This is a genomic window from Pseudomonas chlororaphis subsp. aurantiaca, assembly GCF_013466605.1.
Taxonomy (GTDB): domain Bacteria; phylum Pseudomonadota; class Gammaproteobacteria; order Pseudomonadales; family Pseudomonadaceae; genus Aquipseudomonas; species Aquipseudomonas chlororaphis_I.
Map to the genome: position 1 here is coordinate 3030458 of NZ_CP059162.1, position 25111 is coordinate 3055568.

Annotated in this window: 19 protein-coding genes; 9 read left to right on the forward strand and 10 right to left on the reverse strand. The window is 66.3% G+C overall.

Annotated features, from left to right (window positions below; translation table 11 throughout):
- Positions 1 to 87 precede the first annotated feature (87 nt).
- From H0I86_RS13965 to H0I86_RS13980, 4 genes are all read right to left on the reverse strand, one after another.
- Positions 88 to 1200, reverse strand: a complete 1113-nt coding sequence (locus H0I86_RS13965; RefSeq protein ID WP_180925461.1) for an alkene reductase — start codon at positions 1198 to 1200, stop codon at positions 88 to 90.
- Between the two features lie 318 nt (positions 1201 to 1518).
- The gene (locus H0I86_RS13970) at positions 1519 to 3756 is read right to left on the reverse strand and encodes a xanthine dehydrogenase family protein molybdopterin-binding subunit (protein WP_180925462.1); all 2238 of its coding nucleotides are present in this window, start codon (positions 3754 to 3756) and stop codon (positions 1519 to 1521) included.
- Positions 3753 to 4226, reverse strand: a complete 474-nt coding sequence (locus H0I86_RS13975) for a (2Fe-2S)-binding protein (RefSeq protein WP_180925463.1) — start codon at positions 4224 to 4226, stop codon at positions 3753 to 3755. The genes H0I86_RS13970 and H0I86_RS13975 overlap by 4 nt, the downstream gene beginning before the upstream one ends.
- Complete coding sequence (locus tag H0I86_RS13980) at positions 4223 to 5488, reverse strand: c-type cytochrome (RefSeq protein ID WP_180925464.1); 1266 nt, start codon at positions 5486 to 5488, stop codon at positions 4223 to 4225. Before H0I86_RS13980 ends, H0I86_RS13975 begins: the two co-directional genes overlap by 4 nt.
- 302 nt (positions 5489 to 5790) lie before the next feature.
- On the opposite strand from H0I86_RS13980, the gene H0I86_RS13985 reads away from it, so the two are divergent.
- From H0I86_RS13985 to H0I86_RS13995, 3 genes are all read left to right on the forward strand, one after another.
- Positions 5791 to 7005: an MFS transporter gene (locus tag H0I86_RS13985; protein WP_180925465.1), complete on the forward strand. Its 1215-nt coding sequence runs from the start codon at positions 5791 to 5793 to the stop codon at positions 7003 to 7005.
- A gap of 116 nt (positions 7006 to 7121) precedes the next feature.
- Positions 7122 to 8021: a LysR family transcriptional regulator gene (locus H0I86_RS13990; RefSeq protein ID WP_180925466.1), complete on the forward strand. Its 900-nt coding sequence runs from the start codon at positions 7122 to 7124 to the stop codon at positions 8019 to 8021.
- 107 nt (positions 8022 to 8128) lie between these two features.
- Positions 8129 to 8782, forward strand: a complete 654-nt coding sequence (locus H0I86_RS13995) for a DsbA family protein (protein WP_180925467.1) — start codon at positions 8129 to 8131, stop codon at positions 8780 to 8782.
- 70 nt (positions 8783 to 8852) lie between these two features.
- Here H0I86_RS13995 and H0I86_RS14000 read toward each other — a convergent pair whose 3' ends face one another.
- A complete protein-coding gene (locus H0I86_RS14000; protein ID WP_180925468.1) occupies positions 8853 to 10211 on the reverse strand; it encodes an OprD family porin in 1359 nt (452 codons plus the stop codon).
- 406 nt (positions 10212 to 10617) lie between these two features.
- On the opposite strand from H0I86_RS14000, the gene H0I86_RS14005 reads away from it, so the two are divergent.
- Entirely contained in the window at positions 10618 to 11262 is a 645-nt protein-coding gene (locus tag H0I86_RS14005) for a hydrolase (RefSeq protein WP_180925186.1), read from the forward strand.
- A gap of 110 nt (positions 11263 to 11372) precedes the next feature.
- Positions 11373 to 12980 (forward strand): MFS transporter, encoded by a 1608-nt coding sequence (locus tag H0I86_RS14010; protein WP_180925469.1) that lies wholly within the window; start codon positions 11373 to 11375, stop codon positions 12978 to 12980.
- A 23-nt stretch (positions 12981 to 13003) separates the two neighbouring features.
- Here H0I86_RS14010 and H0I86_RS14015 read toward each other — a convergent pair whose 3' ends face one another.
- The 3 genes from H0I86_RS14015 to H0I86_RS14025 all read right to left on the reverse strand — a co-directional run bounded on the left by H0I86_RS14015 (position 13004) and on the right by H0I86_RS14025 (position 16947).
- On the reverse strand, positions 13004 to 14458 hold the full coding sequence (locus H0I86_RS14015) for a TrkH family potassium uptake protein (protein ID WP_180925470.1): 1455 nt from the start codon (positions 14456 to 14458) through the stop codon (positions 13004 to 13006).
- 374 nt (positions 14459 to 14832) lie between these two features.
- Complete coding sequence (locus H0I86_RS14020) at positions 14833 to 16035, reverse strand: YbfB/YjiJ family MFS transporter (protein ID WP_180925471.1); 1203 nt, start codon at positions 16033 to 16035, stop codon at positions 14833 to 14835.
- A gap of 189 nt (positions 16036 to 16224) precedes the next feature.
- Positions 16225 to 16947 (reverse strand): pirin family protein, encoded by a 723-nt coding sequence (locus tag H0I86_RS14025; protein ID WP_180925472.1) that lies wholly within the window; start codon positions 16945 to 16947, stop codon positions 16225 to 16227.
- Between the two features lie 222 nt (positions 16948 to 17169).
- On the opposite strand from H0I86_RS14025, the gene H0I86_RS14030 reads away from it, so the two are divergent.
- Both H0I86_RS14030 and H0I86_RS14035 read left to right on the forward strand, forming a co-directional pair.
- On the forward strand, positions 17170 to 18120 hold the full coding sequence (locus H0I86_RS14030) for a GlxA family transcriptional regulator (protein WP_180925473.1): 951 nt from the start codon (positions 17170 to 17172) through the stop codon (positions 18118 to 18120).
- A gap of 153 nt (positions 18121 to 18273) precedes the next feature.
- Positions 18274 to 19770: an ATP-binding protein gene (locus H0I86_RS14035; RefSeq protein ID WP_180925474.1), complete on the forward strand. Its 1497-nt coding sequence runs from the start codon at positions 18274 to 18276 to the stop codon at positions 19768 to 19770.
- On the opposite strand, the gene H0I86_RS14040 is transcribed toward H0I86_RS14035, so the two are convergent.
- Positions 19717 to 22533, reverse strand: a complete 2817-nt coding sequence (locus H0I86_RS14040) for an ATP-binding protein (RefSeq protein WP_180925475.1) — start codon at positions 22531 to 22533, stop codon at positions 19717 to 19719. The genes H0I86_RS14035 and H0I86_RS14040 overlap by 54 nt on opposite strands.
- Before the next feature lie 387 nt (positions 22534 to 22920).
- Between H0I86_RS14040 and H0I86_RS14045 the strand changes: the two genes are divergently transcribed.
- Positions 22921 to 23496, forward strand: coding sequence for a flavodoxin family protein (locus H0I86_RS14045; RefSeq protein WP_038578094.1), 576 nt, complete (start codon positions 22921 to 22923; stop codon positions 23494 to 23496).
- Positions 23497 to 23527: 31 nt separating this feature from the next.
- Complete coding sequence (locus H0I86_RS14050) at positions 23528 to 24352, forward strand: alpha/beta fold hydrolase (RefSeq protein ID WP_009049588.1); 825 nt, start codon at positions 23528 to 23530, stop codon at positions 24350 to 24352.
- A gap of 93 nt (positions 24353 to 24445) precedes the next feature.
- On the opposite strand, the gene H0I86_RS14055 is transcribed toward H0I86_RS14050, so the two are convergent.
- Positions 24446 to 24871, reverse strand: coding sequence for a helix-turn-helix domain-containing protein (locus H0I86_RS14055; RefSeq protein ID WP_180925476.1), 426 nt, complete (start codon positions 24869 to 24871; stop codon positions 24446 to 24448).
- Positions 24872 to 25111: the final 240 nt, after the last annotated feature.

A 25111-nucleotide genomic window follows, 5' to 3' on the forward strand; every position in this document is an offset into this window, starting at 1 on the left:
AGCGGTCCTTTGCACGCCGAGTATCGGCCGCCCCCGCAAGCGCGGCCGATTCGATGAACCCGGGAGCAGGGTTAACGGGATCGCTCCTTATGGATGAACGGGGTAGTCGATGTATCCGCGCTGGTCGCCGCCAAAGAAGGTGCTTGGGTCTGGCGTGTTCAGCGCCAGCCCGTCGCGGATCCGCCGGGGCAGGTCGGGGTTGGCCAGGAAGGGGCGACCAAAGGCAATCAGGTCGGCGCGGTTGGCGGCCAGGGCCTGCTCCGCCGATTGTGGATCGTAGCCGCCGGCGAGCATCAGCACGCCTTTCCACTCTGTGCGCAGTTGCCCGATGATCGCGTCCCAGCGCGGGTCGAAGTTCTCGTCCTTGACGGTGCCGACCACGGCCGGTTCCACGAGGTGCAGGTAGGCCAGGGGCCAGCGATTCAGGGAACGGACGATATGGCCGAAGGTGGCCTCGGGCGTTGCGTCGCCCATGCCCATGAAGCGCCCCATGGGAGTGAGGCGTACCGCCACTCGTTCGGCGCCCACCTCATCGGCGACGGCTGCCACGACCTCCAGCAGCAGGCGGGCGCGATTTTCCACGCTGCCGCCGTACGCGTCCTCGCGCTGGTTGCTGTTGCTGTTGATGAACTGGTCGAGCAGGTAGCCGTTGCCTGCGTGGATTTCCACGCCGTCCATGCCGGCCTTCAGGGCGTTACGCGCCGCGCGTCGATAGTCGTCGACGATCTGCGCGATCTCCGCCACTTGCAGGGCGCGTGGCACCGGCACATCGCCCCAGACGCCGTTGCCCTCGTCGTCGACGATAAAGGTCTTGCCAGGAACCGGCAGGGCGCTGGGCGCCACCGGCAGGGCGTTGTCGGGCTGGAAGCTCGGGTGAGAGACACGCCCCACATGCCACAGCTGCATGAAAATCAGCCCGCCGGCTTCGTGCACTTGGGTGCTCACCTGGCGCCAGGCCGTCACCTGGGCATCGCTGTAGATCCCCGGGGTCCAGGCGTAGCCCTGGCCCTGGCGGGAAATCTGCGTGGCCTCGGTAACGATCAGCGCGGCGCTCGCGCGCTGCCGGTAATACTCGGCGTTCATGGCGGTGGGCAGGTCGCCCGGCTGGCCGGCGCGGGAGCGGGTCAGCGGGGCCATGGCCACGCGGTGAGCCAGGGTGTAGGGGCCGACCGCAAGGGGTTGGAACAGGTGCTGAGTCATGGGTATTTCCTTATGAGGGCATCGATCGGGATGCCGTGGGTGCTCAGGCGGACGGTGCCTGGTTGAACAACAGGGATTGCCGGTTTGCGTGTCTTTGTTGGGCACTAACCTAATCCGCCGGGCCGTGGCTGATAATCCAGCCGCCGCTCTACGCTGCATTGCGTGAAACGCAACGTCCTGAACGGCGGCGGATGCAGGGCGCGGCGGGCGGGCAGTCGATGACGGGCGCGGCGATTGGCCCGTTCGATCCTCGATGCCTTGGCAGCGCGCGAAGGGCCGCCGCCGAAGCAGCGGCCTGGCCCAGCGCCGGACTCCAGGCTAGGCCGGCTGCTCGGAGCGGGTCAGGGGCAGGTTCAGCCAGCGCCGGCCCGTCGCATTGGCCACGGCATTGCCGATGGCGGCGGCCATGGGGCCCTGGACGATCTCGGCGGCGCCGAGGAACGGCTGTCCCGGCTGGTCGAGCAAATGCACCTCGACCTGCCGGGGCAACTGGGGAAAACGCAGGATCGGATAACCGCTCCAGTCATAGCTGCGCACTCCGCCCGGGTCGTAGCCGACCTTTTCGAACAGGGTCCAGCTGGCGGACTGCACGATGCCGCCTTCCACCTGGTTGCGCAGGCCATCGGGGTTGACGATCTGGCCCACGTCCACCGCCGTGACCACTCGATCGAGCTGCACCTCGCCAGTCTGCGGATGCACCCGCAGCAGGACGGCAATGGCGCAGTAGCCCATGATGTTTTTGTAGCGGGCAAACGCGAAGCCGATGCCCGCGCCGGGCTCATTGCCCTTGTGCGGCCAGCCGCTGGCGTCCCGCACCCGTTCGACCACTGCCCGCGCCCGCGGATCGCTCAGGTGGGCGAGGCGCAAGGCCACCGGATCGGCGCCGGCCCGGGCGGCCAGTTCATCGATGCAGGCTTCGATGGCGAAGATATTGATGTGGGCCCCCAGCGAGCGCATGGCGGAGGTGCGAAACGGCATGCGGGTGACGAAGTTCATGTCGATACGGGTGGACGCCAGGGTGTACAGCGGCACGGCATTGCGATCGCCATCCCCTTCGGGCTGGGCGATGGGGATCGACGGCGCGGAGACGAACGGCCGGGCCAACAGCCGCGCGGGAATCAAGCGGCCGGCATTGACGATGCGTTCGTTGTGCGGCGTGGTCCACAGGTCATAGGCCCAGTCCTGCAATCGGCCCTGGGCGTCGAGGCTGGCCTGGACCTCGGTGAGCATGGCGCTGCTGTAGGGCTCCCAGAGGTTTTCCTGCTCGCGCATCCACTGCATGCGCACCGGCGTGCCGGCGAGCCGCATCGCGATCAATGCGGCATCGGCCGCCGCGTCGTCCGCGCCGTTGTGGCCGTAGCACCCGGAGCCCTCGATATGGATGCAGCGCACTCGCTCCGGCGCCAGCCCGACCATCTCGGCGATCCCCGCGCGCAGCGGATAGACCCCCTGGGTGTGGGTCCAGACCGTGAGCACGCCGTCCTTGAACCAGGCCACGGCGCAGGACGGGCCGATGGAACCGTGCATCAGGTACTGCTTGCTGAACCGCGCGCGATAGCTGGTGCTGGCGCCGGGTGCCGGGTTGCCTTCATGGCTGATCGGGTAGCGGCGCGCGGGCAGGCGGGTCAGTAGCGCGTGGATGTCCCGCGCTTCGGGGATCGCCTCTCCAGCGCTCCAGCGGGCCTGCTCATAGCCGCTGCGCATCGCCTTGATGGCTTGCCACTCATCCCGGGCGACCACCGCCAGGTAGTTGCCGTCCTGCACCACCCGCACTACGCCGGGCAGGGCCTTGATCGCCTCGGCATCGAAGGCTTCCAGGCTGCAGCCAGGGCGGGGCGGGCGGATCACCCGGGCATGTAGCATGCCCGGCAGGCGCAGGTCCTGGACGAACGCGGCGCCGCCACTGACCTTGGCCGGGATATCCAGGCGAGGCAGCGAATGGCCGATCAGCTTGAACGTGGACGGTGGCATCGAGGGCGATTGCGCCTGCGCATAGTGGTGCAGGTCCACGCCCTTGACGGCCTCGGCATAGGGCATGCGCTGCCCGGCCGGGCCCTGGATCAGGCCCTCGTGCGTCGTCAGCAGCGCGGCGTCGACGGCCCAACTGCGCGCCGCCGACTCCAGCAGCAATTGCCGGACCTGGGCCGCGGCGTTGAACAGGGCCGTGCCGCTGTCGAAAATGCTGTGGCTGCCGGCGGTGTAGCCTTCGTTGGGCGTCAGCGCGGTGTCCGCGGTGAGCAGCGTGATCGCGCCTGGCGCAAGGTCCAGGCGTTCGGCGGCAATCTGCAACAGCGCGGTTTTCACCCCCGTCCCCAATTCGGCCTTGCCGGTGTAGACGGTGACGCCTTCGGCCGCGACGCGGATCCAGGCATCGAGGTAGGGGTTGGTGCGCAGGCTGCCGGGGAGATCGGGCGCCAACACCAGCGTGCCGAGGGTATCGACTTCGCTGTCGGCCAGCGCCTGGCGCGCCGCCGGGACCAGGGTGAACGCCAGCACCAGCGCGCCGCCACGCAGGAACGCGCGGCGCCCCTGATCGACTTCATGGTGCCGGGTCATGGGGCGCTCCGCTCTTGCCTGGCCACGCGGCCGATGGCGTCGATGATCCGCAGGTGGGTGCCGCAGCGGCACAGGTTGCTCGCCATATGCTCGCGAATAGTGGCTTCGTCCGGATGAGGGTCGCGCTCCAGCAGCGCCTGGGCGCGCATCAGCATGCCAGCGATGCAGTAGCCGCACTGGGCGGCCTGGGTCTCGATAAAGGCTTTTTGCAAAGGCCCCGGGCACTCCGCCGTACCCAGGCTTTCCACCGTGCGGATGGCCTTGCCTTCCAGGCCGTTGCAGGGCGTCAGGCAGGAGAAGACCGGCTGGTCATCCACCAGCACCGTGCAGGCTCCGCATTGTCCCAGGCCGCAACCGTACTTGGCGCCATTGAGCCCCAGGTGATTGCGCAGGGCATACAGCAACGGCATGTCGGGCTCCAGCTCCAGCGCATGGGGTGAGCCGTTGACGTTGAGGGTCATGTGGGTCATTGCGCCTCCTGGCGTAATTCGTGAAGGGTGGAAGAAAGGTCGGCCCACGGCTGGCCCGGACTGGCCTGTTCGCGCAGGAACGAGGCCAGCGCCGCCAGTTGCTGGTTGTCCAGGCTGGCGGCGAAGGGCGGCATGACCGGGCCGGGCAACCCCGGGGTGGAGGGCACGCCTTCGAGCAGGGTCTTGAGAAAGTTGCGCGCGCTTGAGGCATGCAGCGCCGACGTCCGCTCCAGGGCCGGGCGCCCATCGATCTGGCGCATCGGCGCGGCCGGGCCATGGCAACCGGCGCAGGCGCTCTGGAACAGTTGGACGCCAGGTGCTTGTTCGACCACTTCGGTGGGGCGCGCGGTGGCTGAAGCGGGTGCGGCGGGAGCGGGGTCCTTGAGGCTCAGCAGGTAGTCGGCAATCGCCTCGGCGTCGCTGGCCGGCATGTTGCCCAGGCTGAGGCTGACCGGTCGCATCGGCCCCGCAGCGGTGCCATGGCCCTCGACCACCTCAGCCCGCAGGTAGCCCGCCAGTTGCTCGCGGCTCCAGGGCGCGGCGCGGTCGGCCAGGCCCAGCAGGGACGGCGCCTGCCAGCCGTCCACCATGCCGCCGCCAAGATGCTGGGCGGACTGCTCGGCGCCCAGCGGGTTGAGCGGAGAATGGCAGCCGGCGCAATGGCCGGGGCCTTCGACCAGATAGCGGCCACGGTTCCAGGTTGCGGACTGCTGCGCCACGGGCGTCAAGGGCTCCGCGTGCAGGAACAGCAGGTTCCAGAACGACACCAGCGGGCGGATGTTCATCGGGAAATTCATCCGGTTCGGCATTGCCGGCGAATGCACGGCGGGGCCGCTCATCAGGTAGGCGTAGAGGTCCGCGATGTCTCCGTCCGTCATGCGCCGGTAGTAGGCGTAAGGGAAGGCCGGATACAGCAAGTGCCCGTCGCGGGCGACCCCTTCGCGCATCGCCCGCTCGAAGGCCGGCAATGACCATTGGCCAATTCCGGTCCCGGCGTCCGCGGTGATGTTGGTGCTGTAGAGCGTGCCGAATGGCGTCACCAGCGCCAGCCCACCGGCCAGGTAGCGGCCGCCGGGGCGGGTATGGCACACCGCGCAATCGCCGGCTTCGGCGACCCGCGCGCCGCGCTGCACCTGGGCGGCATCGAAGCGTTGTGGCGCCGTGGCCGGCGCGATCGCCGGGCGCCACATCAACAGCGCGGCGCCTATCGCGCCTGCCGTGGCGAGAACCACGGCGCCCAGCCACAACTGCCTGGTGTTCATCGGGTCACCCTTCATTGGTCCGTGGAATCCGCGCGGGCGGACAGTGATGCAGTCGAGGTCATGGAAGTCTCCTTGAGCCGAAGCGCAGTGCGGTGACGGACCGCCCCGTGGCAAGTGCCCAAGGGTAGATAAAGGGTGTGGACGGCGGTATTGGCAAACCGCGCAAAGACCTTTTGCGCCATCGGCAACGCCGGGATCGTTGCGTGATGCGCATCGCTCAATTGTCCCGGCGGTGGATTCTCCCGATTGAGCATCGCGCCTAGCCTTGGCGAAACTTTTCTCCACGCGAACGAGGTTTCATCATGCCTACCGGCAACTTTGCAACGACGACCAGCCCGGCGGTGAAGGGCGAACGGCCCGCCACTCTCTCTGGCGCCCTGGTGGCCTTGCTGGCCTTTTGTTGTGGCGCGGTCGTCGCCAACCTTTATTACGCCCAGCCGATCGTCGAGCTGATCGCCCCGCAGATCGGCCTGTCGAACGCCCATGCCAGCCTGATTGTCTCGCTGACCCAGCTCGGTTACGCCGCGGGCCTGCTGCTGTTGGTGCCCCTGGCCGACCTGATGGAAAACCGCCGCCTGGTGGTGGGGTTCACGCTTGCAGTGAGCCTGTGCCTGATTGCCGCCGGCTTTACTGAGTCGCCTTCGCTGTTCCTGGCGCTGTCGTTGCTCATCGGCCTGACTTCGGTGGCGGTGCAGATTCTGGTGCCGTTGGCCGCGCACATGGCGCCCGAGGAAAGCCGTGGGCGGGTGGTCGGCAACATCATGAGCGGGCTGCTGCTGGGCATTCTGTTGTCGCGCCCGCTGTCGAGCCTGCTGGCCCAGGCGTTCGGCTGGCGCGGGGTGTTCTTCAGCGCTGCGGGCCTGATGGCGGTGATCGCCTGCGTCATGGCCGTTGCCCTGCCACGGCGCATGCCGACGCATCAGTCCTCCTATGGCGAGTTGATCCGCTCGGTCTTCGCCCTCGCGCGCCGCCATGCCGGCCTGCGTGAGCGCTCCTTGTACCAGGGTTTGTTGTTCGCCAGCTTCAGCCTGTTCTGGACCATCGTGCCCATCGAGCTGATTCGCCAGCACGGCTTCAGCCAGGCACAGGTGGCGGTGTTCGCCCTGGTGGGCGCGGTGGGGGCGATCGCGGCGCCGATCGCCGGCCGGCTGGCCGACGCCGGGCATGGCCAGCGCGGCACTCTCGTGGCCTTGCTGTTGGCGCCGCTGTCCCTGCTGATAGGTGCGCTGCCGGGCAGTGGCTATCTGTGGCTGGTGGTGTGCGCGGTGCTGCTGGATTTTGCCGTGCAGCTGAACATGGTGCTTGGCCAGCGTGAGGTGTACGCCATCGACCCGCACAGCCGGGCGCGCCTGAATGCGGTGTACATGACCAGCATCTTTGTCGGTGGCGCCCTGGGTTCGCTGGTGGCCAGCCCGCTGTATGAGCAGGTGGGATGGAGCCTGTCGGCGACCTCGATTGCCGCGGTCCCTGGCTTGGCGCTGCTGCTGTTTCTGATCCGTCACTACCGCCAGGGCTGAGGATCCGGGGCGAAGGTGCAAGCGTAGGCCACGGTGCTTGAGCACAACCGTACAAGACACTCGATGCGTGCTCAGGCATAGTCCCTGGCTTGATTTTTCGCTCTCGGAATCGGCTTATGGACAAGTTGCTGGCGCTGAAGATGTTCGTTGAAACCGTGCGCTGTGGCGGCTACTCATCGGCGGCGCGCAAGCTCGGCCTGTCGACGTCGTCGGTGACGCGGCAGGTGGCGGGGCTGGAAAGCGAACTGGGCGCCAGCCTGCTCAATCGCACCACGCGCAACACCAGTGTCACGCTCGCCGGGCAGGCCTATTTCGACAAGGCCGTGGCGATTCTCGAGGCCATCGACGAAGCCGACGCCAGCGTCGCCGACCGTGGCAGCGAGGCCCAGGGGCATCTGCGGGCCAGCGTTCCGGTGGAGTTCGGCCGGCGCATCATCGCCCCGCACCTGGGACGCCTGCTCGAGCGCCATCCGGGGCTGGAGATCAGCCTGTCGTTGAGCGACCGGGTCAGCGACCTGATCAGCGAGCGCATCGATGTCTCGGTGCGCCTCGGTTCCTCGGTGGTCAGCGATGACATCGTCAGCAAGAAGATCGGTGACTTCCAGCGTTGGCTCGTGGCCAGCCCCGACTACCTGGCACGCACCGGCCTGCCGCGCCAGCCGAGCGACCTGCTGGAGCACCAGTGCCTGCGGTTCGACTATGGCGGCGTGCACCAGGACTGGACCTTCCAGGGCGACGAAGAGCCGCAGCGCCTGAGTGTGCAGGGCCGCTTGCAGAGCAACAACGCCGACATCCTGCGCGAGGCGGCGCTGGCCGGTGGCGGCGTGGCGCTGCTGGCCGACTGGCTGGTACGCGACGATGTCGGCCAGGGCCGCCTGACCCGCGTGCTGGAGCAGTACGAGGTCAATCCCGGCACCGCCAGCACCTGCATCAATGCGCTGTACCTGCCCAACCACCGTGGCTCCAGCCGCATCAATGTGTTTATCGAGTTCCTCGAGGAAATCCTCGCCGCCTGAGCCTCGCCCAGGTCTTGAGCAAGACAGCGTTGCGCGCCCTGTGGCTACTCGTCCGGCAGGTGCGCGCCTAGAGTCTGGCCATCATTGGTAGAAGCAAGGTGGTAGCTATGGGTAACGTCATTCATCTGGCGTACGACTTCATCAATCCCTGGTGCTGGATCGGCGAGCTGAACCTGCGCCAGGCCATGGCGGCGCACCGGCCATGGCCGATCGTCTATGTGCCGAGCCGCTCCACGTTCGACCTTCCCGCCAGCCGCATCGAGCAGGGCGAGTACGCCCGGCGCCGGTTCGGCAGCCTGGCGCGCAGCCGGCTGTTCGAAGCGCAGATCACCCGGGCCGGCCAGGCGCTGGGGCTGCGTTTTGCCTTCGAGCGAATCGAGCGCCTGGTCGACAGCGACGCGGCGCACAGCCTGATGCTCGAGCGGGCCGCCCGCGGTGGCGACTGCGCCGCGCTGTTTGCGCGGATCTTCCGGGCCTATTTCTGCGAGGGCCGCGATATCGGCGATGCGCGGGTGCTCGCGGAGCTGGGCGGGGACGGCAAGCGCGAGCAGGAGCGGCTGCTCGACTACCTGTGCAGTGGTGAAGGGCTGGCTGCGTTGCAACGCCACAAGCGCGATGCCGCGGACTGGTCGGGCGGGGTGCTGCCGGCCTTTCGCATCGGCGACACCCGGGTCTCGGGTGCCCAGCCCGACGCCTTGCTGGCGCGGGTGTTGCGGGACGCGACGGTGCCAGAAGCGCAGGTGGCCCATGCCTTGGGTTAGCGGCGATTTGGCTGCTGCCAACGGACTTCCCCGGCGCAGGGTTCGAGCAGGCTCGGCCCGCCGCGCGCGATCAGAACGGCCCGAGCTTGAGCGGGTACTGAATGACGATGTACAGCCTGTCGATATCGTCGCCGGCCTGGGTGGCGTTGGCCCGGTGGCTGACGTGGGACAGTTGCAGCGACAGGTCCTTGGCCGGGCCCGATTGCACGATGTAGTGCAGGTCCAGGTCGCGTTCCCAGTGGCGTCCGCCCCGGCCCTGTTGCGGGCTGTAGGTGCCGTTGGCGCTATCGAAGGGGTTGTAGGCGCCGCCCTGGGGCGCGTGGCTGCCGTCGATGCCGCGGCCGCTCACATAGCGGGCCATGAAGCTCAGGCCGGGAATGCCCAGGGCGCCGAGGTCGAGGTCGTAGCGCGCTTGCCAGGAGCGTTCGCCGGGGCCGTTGAAGTCGGCGTATTTGATCGAGTTGGCGAGGTAGATGGCGTCGCCGCCGACAAAGTCGAAGGGCGTGTCGCCGTGGATTTTCTGATAGGCCAGGGTGAACGCCTGGGCATCGATCCGGTATTTGCCGGAGAGGCTGTAGGCCGTGGTGTCGATGGCGCCGGCCGTGGCCTGGCCCTGGTCGCGGGTGCGGTACAGGTTACCGTCGAGGAACAGCTGGCCAAGGCTGGCATGCAGGTTGGCGTAGTACTGGCGCCAGGTGTCGCTCAGCTCCGAGGCGTAGAGGGCGCCGCCCAGCGCCTGGGCGGCGAACAGGTCGGCGCCGATGAAGTCGATGCTGGCGTGGCGGGTGGTTGCCCCGTAGCCGGAAAAGTCGCCCTTGGCGGTCGAGGCGTCCTGGTTCTTGAAGGCGCTGAAGTGACCGGCCTGCAGGTCGAGCCCCTCGAGCTCACGGCTGGAGAGCAGCAGTCCGCTGGCGTATTCCGGTTGCAGGCGTTTGTCGGCGGTGTCGAACACCGGGGTCGCCACGGTCATTTCACCGAGCGCCAGGGTGGTCCGCGAGGCCTTGAATTTCAGCGAGCCACCAGCGCTGGAGTAGCTGTCTTCGCTGCGCCCGTCATGATCCAGCGGCAACAGGCCCGTCCCGGAATGCCCCTTGCCGCCGTCCAGTTTCAAGCCCAGGAAACCGTGGGCATCGACCCCCACGCCGATGGGGCCGGGGGTGAAGCCGGACTCGAACGAGGCGATGAAGCCCTGGGCCCATTCCTGCTTGTAGCTCTTGCCGGCCGGGGTCGGGGAGCGATAGTCGTTGTTGAGGTAGAAGTTGCGGCTGAGCACTTCAAGACTCGCCCCCTCAAGGAAACCGGGGGTGTCTTGCGCGCTCTGTGCCGCCAGCGCCGGGGCGCCGCCGCTGAGCAAGGCGAGCAGCCACAGCGGCTTCAGGCGCAGGCGCAGCGGCCCGGGGGCAGCGAGGTGTTTCAAGGCAAGCAGCATGCTTATTTCCCGCGTCAAGGTGGGTGGCCCAGGACGTGGCTGGCCGCGGTTCCGACAGCTGCCGGCACGCCTTCGGTCAGCCCGCGTCCGCTCGGCGTGGCCATCGGATCGAGGCGAAGCATGGTTGCCTATTACAGGGCGCGGGGATTGTACGGCTGTGCTGCATTCGGCCGTTTGCGCGGCCAGGCGGGCGGCAGGTGCCGTTCGCGGTGGGCGGTACGGCAGTTTTTGAATTGTCCCTGTTTTGGAATCAATGATTCTCGATTTTATGGAATTGTCCCTCTTTAATCCAGCCCCTAAATTAGCCACCAAGCCGGCAGCAAAGCCTCCCCAGCGGAACCCGCGCCGAGCTCCCGAATTTTGCAACTCAACGTTTGAACCTACTCGACATCAAAAGGAACGCGCCATGTCTATCCGTGAACTGCTCAACCCAAGCAACTGCGCCCTGATCCTGATCGACCACCAGCCACAGATGTCCTTCGGCGTGCAGTCGATCGACCGCCAGACCCTGAAGAACAACACCGTGGGCCTGGCCAAGGCGGCGAAGATCTTCAACGTGCCGACCATCTTCACTTCGGTGGAAACCGAGAGCTTCAGCGGCTACATCTGGCCGGAACTGCTCAGCGTGTTCCCGGATCACCAGCCGATCGAGCGCACCTCGATGAACTCCTGGGAAGACAAGAAGCTGGTGGAAGCGGTGAAGGCCACCGGGCGCAAGAAACTGATCATGGCTGCGCTGTGGACCGAGGTCTGCCTGAACTTCCCGGCCCTGGAAGCCCTGGCCGAAGGTTATGAGGTGTACATCGTCACCGACGCTTCCGGCGGCACCACCCAGGAAGCCCATGACATGTCGGTGCAGCGCATGATCCAGGCCGGCGCGGTGCCGGTGACCTGGCAGCAAGTGCTGCTCGAGTTCCAGCGCGACTGGGCGCACAAGGAAACCTACGACGCGGTGATGGACCTGGTGCGCGAGCACAGCGGCGCCTACGGCATGGGCGTGGACTATGCCTACACCATGGTGCACAAGGCGCCGCAGCGTCAGGTCAAGTAAGCCTGCCGCGAATGACCACCGGCTGACGCAACCCGCTTGCGTCGGCCGGTGGTCATTCGCGGTGAAAAAACGCCCGGACTCCACACCGTTCCCACGACTCAAGGACCGTCATGAAACAGACCCTCGATTCCTCCCGTAGCGCGGCCTCCCTTTCGCCCTGGAGCCCGCTCAAGCATGGCCTGTTTCGCGGGCTGTGGCTGGCCAGCATCGCCTCGAACATCGGCACCTGGATGCATGAGGTGGGCGCCGGCTGGCTGATGACCTCGTTGTCGGCCAGCCCGATGACGGTGGCGCTGGTGCAGGTGGCCGCCGCGGCGCCGATGTTTTTCCTCGCGCTGCCGGCGGGGGCACTGGCCGATATCGTCGACAAGCGTCGCTATCTGCTGCTGGTGCAGGGCTGGATGGCCAGCGTCGCCATGCTGCTCGCGTTCCTGACCCTCAGCGGCCTGATGACGGTACCCTTGTTGCTGCTGTTGACCCTGGCCATGGGCATCGGCACGGCGCTGATGATGCCGGCCTGGTCGGCCCTGACCCCGGAACTGGTGCCCGCCGGCGAGTTACCCGCGGCCATCGCCTTGAGCAGCGTCGGGACCAACGTGGCGCGCGCCGTGGGCCCGGCCATCGCCGGCGTCCTGGTGAGCCTGGCCGGGCCCTGGGCGACCTTCGCGGTGAATGCGCTGTCGTTCTTTGCGGTGATCGCCGTGCTCGCCTGCTGGCGGCGCGAGCCGAAGGTCGCGGTGCTGCCGGCGGAGCGGCTGTTCAGCGCGATCCGCGTGGGCTGGCGCTACGCCCGCAGTTCCCATCCTCTGCAACGGGTACTGATTCGCACCCTGGCGTTCTTCTTTGGCGCCAGCGCCGGCATGTCCTTGCTGCCGTTGATCGTGCGTGGCGAGTTGCAGGGCAGCGCGACCCAGTTCGGCGTGTTGCTCGGCAGTGTCGGCCTCGGCGCCGTGCTGGGGGCGATGCTGTTGCCGCGGCTGCGCCAGCACCTGGCGGTGGATCGCCTGGTGGCGCTGGCCAGCGTGATCTACGCCCTGGTGCTGTTTGCCCTGGCCTGGTTGCGCGACTTCTATCTGTTGATCCCGGTGATGCTGATCAGCGGCGGCGCCTGGATCGCCGTGCTCTCGAGTTTCCAGGTGGCGGCCCAGACCTCGGTGCCGGCCTGGGTGCGGGCGCGAGCGCTGGCGGTGTATATCCTGATGTTCTTCGGCAGCATGGCCCTGGGCGGATTGCTCTGGGGCTGGGTCGCCAGCCTGTTGTCCATGAGCGTTGCCCTGAGCGTGGCGGCGGCGGTGCTGCTGGCCGGGGTCGGGCTGACCTGGCGGGTCGGCTTGCCCCAGCGCAGCGCCGAAGACCTGGCGCCGTCGCTGCACTGGCCGCAACCGCTGCTCAGCGACGACCAGGACCTGGAGCGCGGCCCGGTGATGATCCGCCTGGAATACGACATCGCCCCCGAACACGCCCAGGCCTTCCAGCAGGCGATGAACCCGGTGCGACGCATGCGCCAGCGCAACGGTTCGTTTTCCTGGTGCCTGCTGCAGGACAGCGAAAATCCACGCCTGTGGTGCGAGATTTTCTTCGACGAATCCTGGGTCGGCCACCTGCGTCACCACGAGCGGGTGACTCGCGCCGAGCTGAAGATCGAGGCGGCGGCCCGCCGTTTCCAGAGCGAAGGAGTGAAGATCCGGATCCGCCATTTCCTCAAGGGGCAGGGCTGAAGGGCTGCCGTGCGCCCAGCGGATCAATACTTCCAGAATACTGGCGTCACCAGCACCAGCACGGTCAGGATTTCCAGGCGCCCCAGCAGCATGCCAACGGTCAACAACCATTTCGCCGCATCGGGCAATGAGGAGAAGTTGCCCGCAGGACCAATGATCGTGCCCAGCCCGGGCCCGACGTTGCAGACCGCTGTTGCGGCGCCGCTCAAGGCCGTCGTCCAATCCAGCCCGATAAGGGCCAGCCCCAGAGCGATGAAGGCAATAGTGATGGTGAAGAAAAATGAAAAGGTCAAAAGCGAACGCACGATTTCCTCGTCGATCGGATGCCCGTTGTACTTTTTCTGAATCACGGCTCGAGGGTGGATCAATTGTTTCAAGCTGCTCACCAGCAGGCTGGCGGCCACCTGAAAGCGGAAGATTTTAAGGCCTCCGGCAGTTGAGCCTGAACATCCACCGACAAAGGTCAGGTAGAAAAAGAACAGGACGGCGAAGCTACCCCACAGCGTGTAATCGCCAACCGCGATCCCGGTGGTGGTGACAACCGAGGTCACGTTAACGGCTACGATGCGAAACGCGTCCCACCAACCATAGTCGCTGTGAAAGCACAGCCATGTCCCCACCGACAACCAGATGACGATTAAGAACCCAATAAACCCACGGACCTGGTGATCCTTGATCAACGCACGCCGGTGGCCACGCAATGTTGCGACATACAAGGTGAAAGGCAGACTCCCCAAAATCATAACGACCACCGCTATCCAGTGAATCGTTGGCTGCGGCCAATGCCCGAGTGACGCGTCAGAAGTTGAAAAACCTCCCGTCGAAATCAGCGACATCGCGTGGTTCACTGCTTCGAAAGGCGTCATCCCAGCCAACCAGAGCGCTAGAGTCGCAGCCCCCGTGAGCCCCAGATAAAGCCAGAGGATGTACTTGGCGGCAACATGGGAGCGTGGCGTCACCTTCTCCGACCAGTCTGAGGACTCTGTCTGGAAAAGGCGCATGCCACCCACCCGCAACAGTGGAAGGATCGCCACGGCCATGCCGATGAAGCCGATACCCCCCAGCCAGTGAAGCATCGAGCGCCAGATCAGTAACCCTGGCGACGCGGTATCCAGCCCACTCAGAACAGTTGAACCCGTAGTGGTGATGCCGGACATCGTTTCAAAAAAAGCGTCGGTGTAACTGATATGGCTGATGAACACCATGGGCAACGCCGCGAAGGCACATACCACGATCCAACTGCTGGTCGTCAGCAGGTACATATCCCTCGGACGCAGCTGGGCGATATCCGGACGCCCGCGCGCGATCAACAAAAGACCACAAACGAGGGTGATCAGGCTCGACCAGAGAAACGCCGACAGATCGTCGCTGCGCTCATGGGCCACGAGCGTAATCAGGGGGATCACCATACTTGCGGCCAGCGTGATCAGAAAAATACCAAGGATAAAAGCGATAAGCCGTATTGCTGCGAGGGACATACACAGTCGCCTGTCAAAAAACACCGCGCAGTATCAGGTGCGCAAATGCCACTCCCCGTAAATTTTGCGTAAAAATTTTTACGGGCCATAGTCACGAATCACCGCGGTCTTCATGTCGAAAATGCGCAGCTCACTCCACTGTAGCGCAGCAGGTGTACAACCAGGCCGACCAGCGTACAGGCCAGGCTATCCTTCCAGCCGAACAGCGCCTCGGTTCCCTATCGGAAAGGTCCATGACACGGCGCCGGGGAGGGGCGCCGCAGACGTTCTGGCCAACTGAAGGAGGAGTGGCCGGGAGAACAGGGGGGGGGCATCGGTCACTGCCCGGTCCCGGGCAGCGGTTCGCCCATCGCCGCAGCGGTGGGCGAGCTGTACTAGCGCAGCCGGCGTGCGGCGAGATCCAGCACGATGGCCAGCAGCAAGGCCAGGCTGGCGATCACGAATAGCTGCTGATGATGGCCGCCGCTGGCATTGAAGATCAGCGAGTAGGCGGCCCCGGCCAACGCCTGGAAGCTGGCGAAGGCCACGGTCGCGCGGCTCCAGGCGACTTGCTGGGCATGGGCGTGCTTCTTCAGTTCGTGGACCCGGGCCAGGGCCAGGGGCACGATGCCGGGCGGGAACGAACCGATCAGTACCGCCAGCCCGCACAGCAGCCACGGCTGGCTGGTGATGCTCAACGCACCCACCGCCAGCGCCTGCACGATCAGCACCCAGCGGATGCTGCGGCGGGCGCCGAGGTGGTCGGCGAGCATGCCGTAGACCATCGGCCCAAAGATCGCGCCGACGCCATACATCACCCATACCAGCGCCGCCACATGGGTGCCGGCATCGAGGCCGCGGGCCACGTAGTCCACCAGGAACACCATGGCCGGCACCAGCCCGGTGGCCATCAAGGCGTACTGGGCGAACAGCAGGCGCAGGCCACGGCCGGAGGCCGGGTTTTCATGATCGACCGGCTCGCTGGCCTTCACTGCGACAGCGGGCGTGGGCTGGTTTTGCGGCCAGCAGAACCAGCTGGCGGCGGTCAGCACCGCGGCCACCAGCCCCAGGCCTAGCCAGGTGTCGCGCAGGCCCCATTCCAGCAGGGCCGGCACCAGGATGCCGGAGCCGGCGATGCCCAGGCCGATGCCGAGGAAGATCGCGCCGCTGGCCGCGCCTCTGCGCGCCGCCGGTACGTGGGGCAGCACGGTGGATGCCACCAATACCATGATGGCGCCGCCGGCGATCCCCGAGAGCAGGCGCCAGACGAAGAACCAGCTGAAGGACAGGGCCCAGGCACAGGCAAAGAACGACAGTGTGGCGACCACCAGCATCAGCCGCAGCACCAGCGGATTGGTCAGGCGCTTGCCCAGGGGATGGCCGATCAGCGCGCCGATCAGGTAACCGGCGAGGTTGGCGGCGCCGAGGTAGACCACGTCGGCCTGCACGAACCAGTGGGCCTGGATCAGTTGCGGGATCAGCGGGGTATAGGCAAAGCGCGCCAGCCCGATACTGACCAGGCTGGCGCACAGGCCGGCGAAAATATGCAACCAGACTTCATTGCGCATGGGGAGTGTCGCGGTGGTAGGCGCTGACATGGGGGCGTCCTTGATGAGTGAGCGGTGGAAAGGGATGGGCTGGAGTGGATTCTGGAAGGCGGCGCCCGTACGGCGGAAATCATCGGTATCGATAGCGGATATGCCTCGCCGATATCGCCTCAAACGCTTGCGGGGCCTTGGCTGTTTGCCAGTCAGGCCCGGGGGCGCAAGCCCCCAGGCCAGTGCCGGTCAAGGCATCTCGGGCAGTTCCTGCGCCCGCAGATCGAACACCAGCACTTCGGCATCCGCGCCGTTGCTCAAGGTCAGCGCCTGTTCCTCGCGGACCCGCACGCCATCGCCTTCCTGCAAGAGCAGGCCATTGAGCTCGACCGAGCCGCGGGCCACATGCACATAGGCGTAGCGGTTGGCGTCGAGCGTCAGGGTGGCGCTTTCCTGGCCGTCGATCAGCCCGGCATAGACCCGCGCATCCTGGCGCACCTGCAGCGAACCGTCGGCCCCCTCGGGGGAGATGATCAGTTGCAGGCGGCCGCGTTTTTGCTGCGCTCTGAAATGCTCTTGCTGGTAACGCGGCTTGGCGCCGCTGACATCCGGCACTATCCAGATCTGCAGGAAGTGCACCGCTTGGGTGGCCGAGTGGTTGTACTCGCTGTGGGCCACGCCGCTGCCAGCGCTCATCAGTTGCACGTCGCCAGGGCGGATCACCGAACCGGTGCCCAGGGTGTCCTTGTGTTCCAGGGCGCCTTCGAGCACGTAGGAGAAAATCTCCATGTCCCGGTGCGGGTGCTGGCCGAAGCCCTTGCCGGCGGCGACCCGGTCGTCGTTGATCACCAGCAGGTCGGAAAAACCCTGCTCCCGCGGGTTGCGGTAGTTGGCGAAGGAAAAGGTGTGGAACGATTTCAACCAACCGTGGTTGGCGGCGCCGCGATCAGAGGCTTTGCGAAGGGTCAGCATGGGGGAATCTCCTGTCGGGACGGGAATTCGTCCGGTCGAGGAGAAGGCTAATGTTTACCCTGCGATGCAATAAGTAGATGTAAGCTGAAATGCTGTCTCCTTCAGGTTGACAATTTTGTGCGCTGAATCACGTATTCTTGTCCGACGATCGCGCGCCGTCCGGGCATAATCTCCAGGGTCGGCGTTAGGCTTTTAACCCTTTGATATCAGTGATCTTTACCCATGAAAACCGTGGCAATGGTGCTGTTTCCAGACTTTCTCCTGCTCGACATGGCCGGGCCCATGGAGGTGTTTTCCATCGCCAATCGTTATCTGGAGCCGAAGGACCATTACCAGCTCTCGACGATCGGCACCGAGCACGGCCCGTTGCGCGCTTCCAACGGCGTCAGCGTCCAGGCCGACATGCATATCGACCAGGCGCGCGACAACTATGACCTGCTGCTGGTGCCCGGGGGGCCGGGGGCCTACAACGAAAAGCACCCACCCTTGCTCGACTGGCTGGCGGGGGCCGTGCGCCGCTCGGCCGTCTATGGCTCGATCTGCACCGGGGCCTTCATCCTCGGGCATGCCGGGTTGCTCGACGGGTTTCGGGTGACGACCCACTGGCACTACACGGAGCGCCTGATCCGGGCCTTCCCCGAGGCGACGGTGGAGACCGACCAGATCTTCGTCGAGGACCGCAACCTGATCACCTCGGGCGGGGTCACCGCCGGCATCGACCTGGCACTGGCGGTGGTCGCCCGCGACCACGGCAAGAAAGTCGCCCAGGACGTGGCCAAGGTGTTGCTGGTGGTGATGAAGCGCCAGGGCGGGCAGGCGCAGTTCAGCCCGTTGATGGCCGCGGTGGCGCCGCAGGAAACGCCGGTGACCCGGGTGCAGAATCATGTGCTCGAACGCCTGGACGAAGCCTTCAGCATCGAGCGCATGGCCAGCCTGGCGAACATGAGCACGCGCCATTTCGCCCGGGTGTTTGCCCGGGAAGTGAACATGACGCCCATGGAGTTCCTGCAAAGCGCACGCATCGACCGCGCCCGGAACCTGCTGGAGACCAGCGACCTGCCGCTCAAGACCGTGGCCTACAAAAGCGGCTTCGGCAGCGTGCGCCACATGCGCTTTCTGTTCAGTGAAAAGCTCGGCCTGACCCCCACCCAGTATCGCGAACAGTTCAGCTAGCGCCGGCGTGTCCGTCCGGCGCACCGCGATGGCCGTGACGCTCCCTCCAGGGCGGTTGTACCGTCATCGTTGCCTGCCAAGATACCGGGGAACTCTTGGAAATGGAGGTGCGGGAGCCTGGCGCCAGGCCGGGTTTCCAGCACGTGGATGCGCATGAACAGCGTCAGAGATTTGAACAGTGATGCGGTGCTGCGGTTCGGCCCCTACGCCTTCCACCTGCGGCAGCGGCTGGTCCTGGACGGCGATCGGCCGTTGCGCATGGGCGGGCGTGCCCTGGATATCCTGCGGGTGCTGGTCGAGCGCGCCGGCCAGGTGGTGGGCAAGGACGAACTGATCGCCTGCGTCTGGCCGAACTCGGTGGTCGAGGACATCAACCTGCGCGTGCACATCGCCGCCCTGCGACGCACCCTCGGCGAGGGCCAGGACGGGCAGGGCTACATCGTCAACATTGCGCAGCGCGGTTATTGCTTCATCGCCCCGGTGCTGCGCGAGGCGCAAGAAGAGCCGGTCGCGCTGGCGAGCCTGCACAAACCCCAACACAACCTGCCGGCACGGCTGACCCCGGTCACCGGCCGCGACCCGGTGGTTGGCAGCCTGGTCCGGCAGTTGCCGGTGCGCCGCTTCATGACCCTGGTCGGCCCGGCGGGGATCGGCAAGACCACGGTCGCGCTGCGGGTCGCCGAGCTGCTGTTGCAGCACTACCGCGACGGTGTGTGGTTCATCGACCTGGCGAGCATCGACGACCCGGCGCAACTGGTCGAACACATGAGACACAGCCTCGAGCTGGACGCCGGCCTGGAGGCGCTGGCAACCCGGCATGCCTTGCTGGTGCTGGACAATTGCGAGCACCTGCTCGAACGCTGCCGGGCAGTGGTGGAGCAGGTGCTGGCCTCGGCGCCACGGCTGTCGATCCTGGCCACCAGCCGCGAACCGCTACAGGCTGCGGGGGAGACCGTGCATGGCCTGGCGGCCCTGTCGGTGCCGCCGGCTTCGGCGTTGCACAGCGTGGCCGAGGTCATGAGCCATTCGGCGGTGCAACTGTTCGTCAGCCGCGCCCGGGCCCGCCAGCAAGACTTTGCCTTGCGGGAACAGGACCTGAAGGTGGTGCGGGAAATCTGCCGACGGCTCGATGGCTTGCCATTGGCCATCGAACTGGCGGCGGCGCAGATCGACGCGCTGGCGCTGGTGGGGCTGCAAGCGCAGCTGGACAACTGCTTTCAACTGCTGACCCAGGGCCGGCGCACGGCCGTGGCGCGGCATCAGACGCTCAAGTCCGCCCTGGACTGGAGCTATCAACGCCTGAGCCGGCTGGAGCAGACCCTGTTGCAGCGCCTGGCGGTGTTCGACACGGCCTTCACCGTGCGGGCCGCCACCGACGTCATCAGCTGTGCGGTGCTGCGGCCCGAGTGCGTGGCCGAGGTCATGGCGCAGCTGGCGCGCAAGTCGCTGCTGGCGGTGGAGCAGGGCCAGGGCACGACGCATTACCGCTTTCTCAACACCACCCGCGCCTACGCGCTGGAAAAGCTGGAGCATAGCGGGCAGCTGCGGGTGTTCGAAAGGCGGCATGCCCACGCCATCGGCAAGACCCGCTGGCTGTCAGTCAGGACGGTCTCGTTGCAGCTCATCGAGCAATTCACGGACGCGGGTTAGGTCCGGCGTGGCGAAACCTTCGGTGAACCGGGCGTAGAGCGGTGCGAGCAGCTCATGGGCGCGCCGGGCCTGGCCCTGGCGCTGCCAGAGCCGGGCCAGCGAGGTGGCGCTGCGCAATTCCCAGGTCAGTGCGCCCTGGGCCCTGGCCACTGCCAACGCCTGGTGCAGCACCGCTTCGGCGGCGTCAGGCGCATTGTCGGTCAGCAGCGCCTCGGCCCTGGCGCGCAGGATCTCCGCCGTGCTCCAGCCGGCCGTGCCGCTTTCGGCCCGTTGCAGCAAGGCGTTATCGATAAAGCCGCCGTCCAGGGTCACCATGATTTCGCCGATCAGCCCGACGCCGGATTGCGGTGGCGAGAACTGCGGGGCGCCTTCGATGACCTGCGCATAGTGCCGGCCCCAGGTGTAGAACAGCAGCACCGAATGCTTCTGCGCCTGCTCCAGCAGCAGGCGCAGGAGTTCGCGGGCGGTCGCGGTGTCGCCGTTGTAATGGGCGATCAGGCAGCCGGCCAGCGCCAGGGTGTAGCAGATGGACGTGCCGTGGTTGATCTGCAAGGCGATCTCCAGGGCCTGGCGCGCGGTGCGCCAGGCTTTTTCCGGATGGCCCTGCAGCCAGAGGATCCGCGCCAGGATCGTCAGGGCGGCGACGCTCTGGTCGTACTGCACGCCAAAGCCGAGGGTGAAGCGGCTCAGATTGCCGCTCTGGGCCATCAGCTGGATGACTTGCTCGGCCTTGTCCCGGGCCTGCGGCTGATCGCCGGCAAAGTGCAGGGCCAGCACTTGCAGGCGCTGGGTGCTGAGGGACATTGCGCTGGGGCCGGCATCGCGCAGCGCCAGGTGGTCGAACTGCCGGCTTTGCTCCAGGGCCAGTTGGTAGTGGCCGCAACTGAGGTTGACCGCCATGTGCCCGGACACCGCCTTGAGCTGGGCGGCCACATCGTCGCTGCCTTCGGCCAGGGTCCTGGCGGCGACGAAGGCCTCGATGGCTTCGGCGCTGTTGCCCTGGGTGTGGTAGCAGGCGCTGCCGAGGGCCAGCTTGAGGGCCTGGGTCAGGCGCGGGCAGGGCTGCTCTGTCGCGTGCAGCAGGGCCAGGGCCTTGCGCACATGGACGCCGTGTTCCTTGAGCAGCGACAGCTCTTGCCACAGCGGCGCGGAGACCGCGGCCAGGCGGATCGCCAACTGTTGCGGGCCCTGGGCATTCAGGCCCCAGTCGAGCGCCGCGCGGATATCTTCCAGGCTGCGGGCATGACGCTCGACCCAGAGCGTCGAGGGGGTCTGTTCCCAATCGTCCTGGGCCTGGTGCATCAAGGCCAGGCAACGTTCGGCGTGCCGCCTGCGGGTAGCCGGCAATTCGGCAGCCTGCTCGAGTTTTTCCAGGGCATAGCTGCGGGTGGTGTCCAGCAGGCGATAGAACACTTCCTCGTCGCCGACCTCCACGTTCAGCAGGGACTTGGCCACCAGTTGGGTGATCGAGGTAAAGACCACGCGGGCTTCGATGTGCTCGCCGACGATCACCGCCGCGGCCGATTGCAGGGTGAAGCCGCCCCGGAAGATGCCCAGCCGGCGCAGGCAGGCCTGCTCGCAGGCGCTGAGCAGCTCGAAGCTCCAGTCCAGGGTGGCGCGCAGGGTCTGGTGGCGGCCCGGGGTGATCTGGCCGCCCTGGGGCAGCAGGCGAAAACTGCCTTGCAACTGGCTGAGCAAGCCGGCGAGCCCCAGGTTGCCGACCTGGGCGGCGGCCAGTTCGATGGCCAGGGGAATGCCGTCCAGGCGCCGGCAGATATCGATCGCCAGGGGCAGCTCGGCATGGCTCAGTTCGAAACTGTCGTGGCTGGCCATCGCCCGTTCGACGAACAACTGCAGGGCCGAAAAAGTCAGGGCCTGGGCGCGGTCCAGCACCGCGATGGGCGGTGGGCAATCGAGGGATTCCAGGCGTTGCACGAATTCGCCCTCGGCCCGCAGGCTCTCGCGGCTGGTGGCCAGGACATGCACCTGCGGCGCCGCGCGCAGGATGCTTTCGCAGAGCGGCGCAATGGCGTCGAGCAGGTGCTCGCAATTGTCGATCACCAGCAGCATCTGCCGCTCGCGCAGGAAGCTCGCCAGGCCGGCCACCGGTTCGCCGTCGTGCAGCGCCAGGTCGAGGAGGGTCGCCAGGTGGCTGGTGATCATCTGTGGGTCGTTGAGCGGCGCCAGGTCCAGCAGGCGGATGCCGTCGCGGTACTGGCCGATCAGCTGTTCGGCGACCCGCAGGGCCACGGTGGTCTTGCCGATGCCGCCGGGGCCGACCAGGGTGATGAAACGCTGGCGCGCCAGTTGCCGCATCACATTGTCCACCAGCACCTGGCGCCCGATCAGGCGGGTGCGGCGCACCGGCAGGTTATGCCCGCTCGGCTCGGCGGGAGCGCCTGCGGGGCTTTGCTCGAAACGCTCGGGGGAGAACGGCTCCAGGGAGAAGGGCGCGACGAAGCTGTAGCCGCGCTGGGCCACGGTGACGATGTAGCGCTGGCCGGCCTGGCCGTCGCCCAGGGCCTTGCGCAACGCCGCCATGTGCACCCGCAGGTTGGTGTCTTCGACCACGCTCCTGGGCCAGACCCGGGCGATCAGTTGCTGCTTGCTGACCACTTCGCCGGCGTGTTCCAGGAGGATCAGCAGGATGTCCATGGAGCGGCGGCCCAGGCGCAAGGGCCGCTCGGCTTCCAGGATCAGGCGTTGCCCGGGGTAGATCCGGTAGGGGCCGAAATGCACAGCTTGTTCGGGGGCTAGGGTCAACGGCTCACTCCTGCTGCTTTGCTTTTTTCTAGTGCTTCCCGTTGCACCTGTGCGGGAAGGGCGGACGAAGGGCACGACCTTCTATCTCGCGGTTTTCGGGCATGTTCCTCAGGTTTCCCGAACAACGCAACGCGGCGCGGACGGGCGTGCATCCGGTGCGCTGACCGCAGCAATCTCCTTGCCAGCGATGGGCCCCGTATTCATTGGCCGCGGTCCTGGCGACGAGCGGGCAGGGGCGATGCCCGCGCCATTGAAAATTAACAACGTTTAACTCGCCCTGCATCCGCCCTACGCCCAAAACTCCAGGTCTTCATGTCGCCGATCGAAGGGACGATCGTGCATGCCGCGCGAAGAAAAAAGGGATGAACACGTCTGGAGGATGCCGGAATGAGCAAGGTGGTGGTGGTCTATCACAGTGGCTATGGCCATACCCGGGTCATGGCCGAAGCCGTGGCCCAGGGGGTGGAAAGCCACCTGAACAGCGCCTGCCGGCTGATCCCGGTCGAGGAGGTGCACGACCAGTGGGAGCGCCTGCACCAGGCCGACGCCATCATCTTCGGCGCGCCGACCTACATGGGCAGCGCCTCGGCGCCGTTCAAGGGCTTCATGGAAGCCACCGCGGCGTTCTACCTGGCCCAGCCCTGGCGCGACAAGCTCGCCGCCGGCTTCACCAATTCCGGTTGCCTGTGTGGCGACAAGCTCAACACCTTGTTGCAGATGGCGGTCTTCGCGGCCCAGCACTCGATGATCTGGGTCGGCCTCGACCTGCTGCCGGCGCGCTCCAGCAGCGGGGTGTTCGATGGCCAGTTGAATCGCCTCGGCAGTTCCCTGGGCGCCATGGCCCAGTCGAATGTCGAACAGTCCCCCGAACACGCGCCCCCGCTCGAAGACCGCCGCACCGCCGCGCACCTGGGCCAGCGGGTGGCGCGCCTGGCCGAGCGCCTGGCCCATTCATCGATTTGAGTCACCCAACCCCCTGAAGGAGCAAAACGCCATGAGTACATTCACCACCCGCGACGGTACCGAGATCTATTACAAGGACTGGGGCAGCGGCCAACCCATCGTCTTCAGCCATGGCTGGCCGCTGAATGCCGACAGCTGGGAAGCGCAGATGATCTTCCTGGCGTCCAAGGGCTACCGGGTCATCGCCCATGACCGCCGCGGGCATGGCCGCTCCAGCCAACCCTGGTCGGGCAACGAGATGGACACCTACGCCGACGACCTGGCGCAACTGATCGAACGCCTGGACCTGCAAAACGCAGTGCTGTTCGGCTTCTCCACCGGCGGTGGCGAAGTGGCGCGCTACATCGGTCGCCACGGTACGGCACGGGTCGCCAAGGCCGGGCTGATTTCCGCGGTGCCGCCGCTGATGCTCAGGACCGCGGCCAACCCCGGCGGCCTGCCGATCGAAGTGTTCGACGGCCTGCGCGAAGCGTCTCTGGCCGACCGTTCGCAGTTGTACAAGGACGTCGCCAGCGGGCCGTTCTTCGGCTTCAACCAGCCTGGCGCCAAGCCGTCCCAGGGCATGATCGACTGGTTCTGGATGCAGGGCATGACGGCGGGCCACAAGAACACCTATGACTGCATCAAGGCCTTCTCCGAAACCGACTTCACCGAAGACCTGAAGAAGTTCGACGTGCCGACCCTGGTGGTGCACGGCGACGCCGACCAGATCGTACCGATCGAGGCCGCCGGCATCGCCTCGGCCAAGCTGGTCAAGGACGCGAAGCTGCTGGTCTACCCAGGCGCGCCCCATGGCCTGACCGACACCCACAAGGATCAGCTCAACGCCGATCTGCTGGCGTTCATCGAGGCCTGAGTCGCTCGGCGACCTGCGCCTGATCCATAAAAAACGCCGAGAGGTTTTGCCCCTCGGCGTTTTTTATTACCGGCCCTCAAGCGTGTCGTGGCCTTATGCGCTGGCCTGGTTGAGGCAAGGGCGGGCGCGCAGGACCCGGCACCGCCAGGCGAACGGGTTGATGCCTTCGCTGTGGGTGAAGATGTGGCAGAAGTGCGCCTGGTCGCAGAAGCCACATTCCAGGCTGATCTGCGTCAGGGTCAGGTCGGTGTCCTGGATCAGTTGCTTGGCCCGGGCGATGCGCTGGCAGCGAATCCATTCCTGGGGCGACAGGCCGGTGCTGCACTTGAAGGCACGGGAGAAATGGCTGCGGGACAGGGCGCAGGCCCGGGCGAGTTCGGTGACTTCCAGGGTGCTGCTCAGGCCGTCGAGGATCATTTGCTTGACCAGGCTTTCGCGCCAGGGAGAAAGGCCGCCGGGAATGGTTTTTCGAGTTTGTGGGGCGGGCGCCCTGACGGCGTTGTGCTGAGCGTGGGCCATGACGAAATTCCGTGTCGGTGGGCATGCGCCGGCGCACCGCAGGGTGGGTCGGGCGCTTCCCGATTTAGAAAACAGGTCTGCGCAGAGGGCTTCATTCTTGGTGGCGTGGCGGGGGCTTGCGAGTTAAACGTTGTTAATTCCGTTCACCCGCAGGTGGGCAGTGGCCGCAACTGAGCACATGGCTGCAATTTTTGCGGTGCACGGCCGGTGCATGATCGACCTTGTACGGCTGGCTCGGGA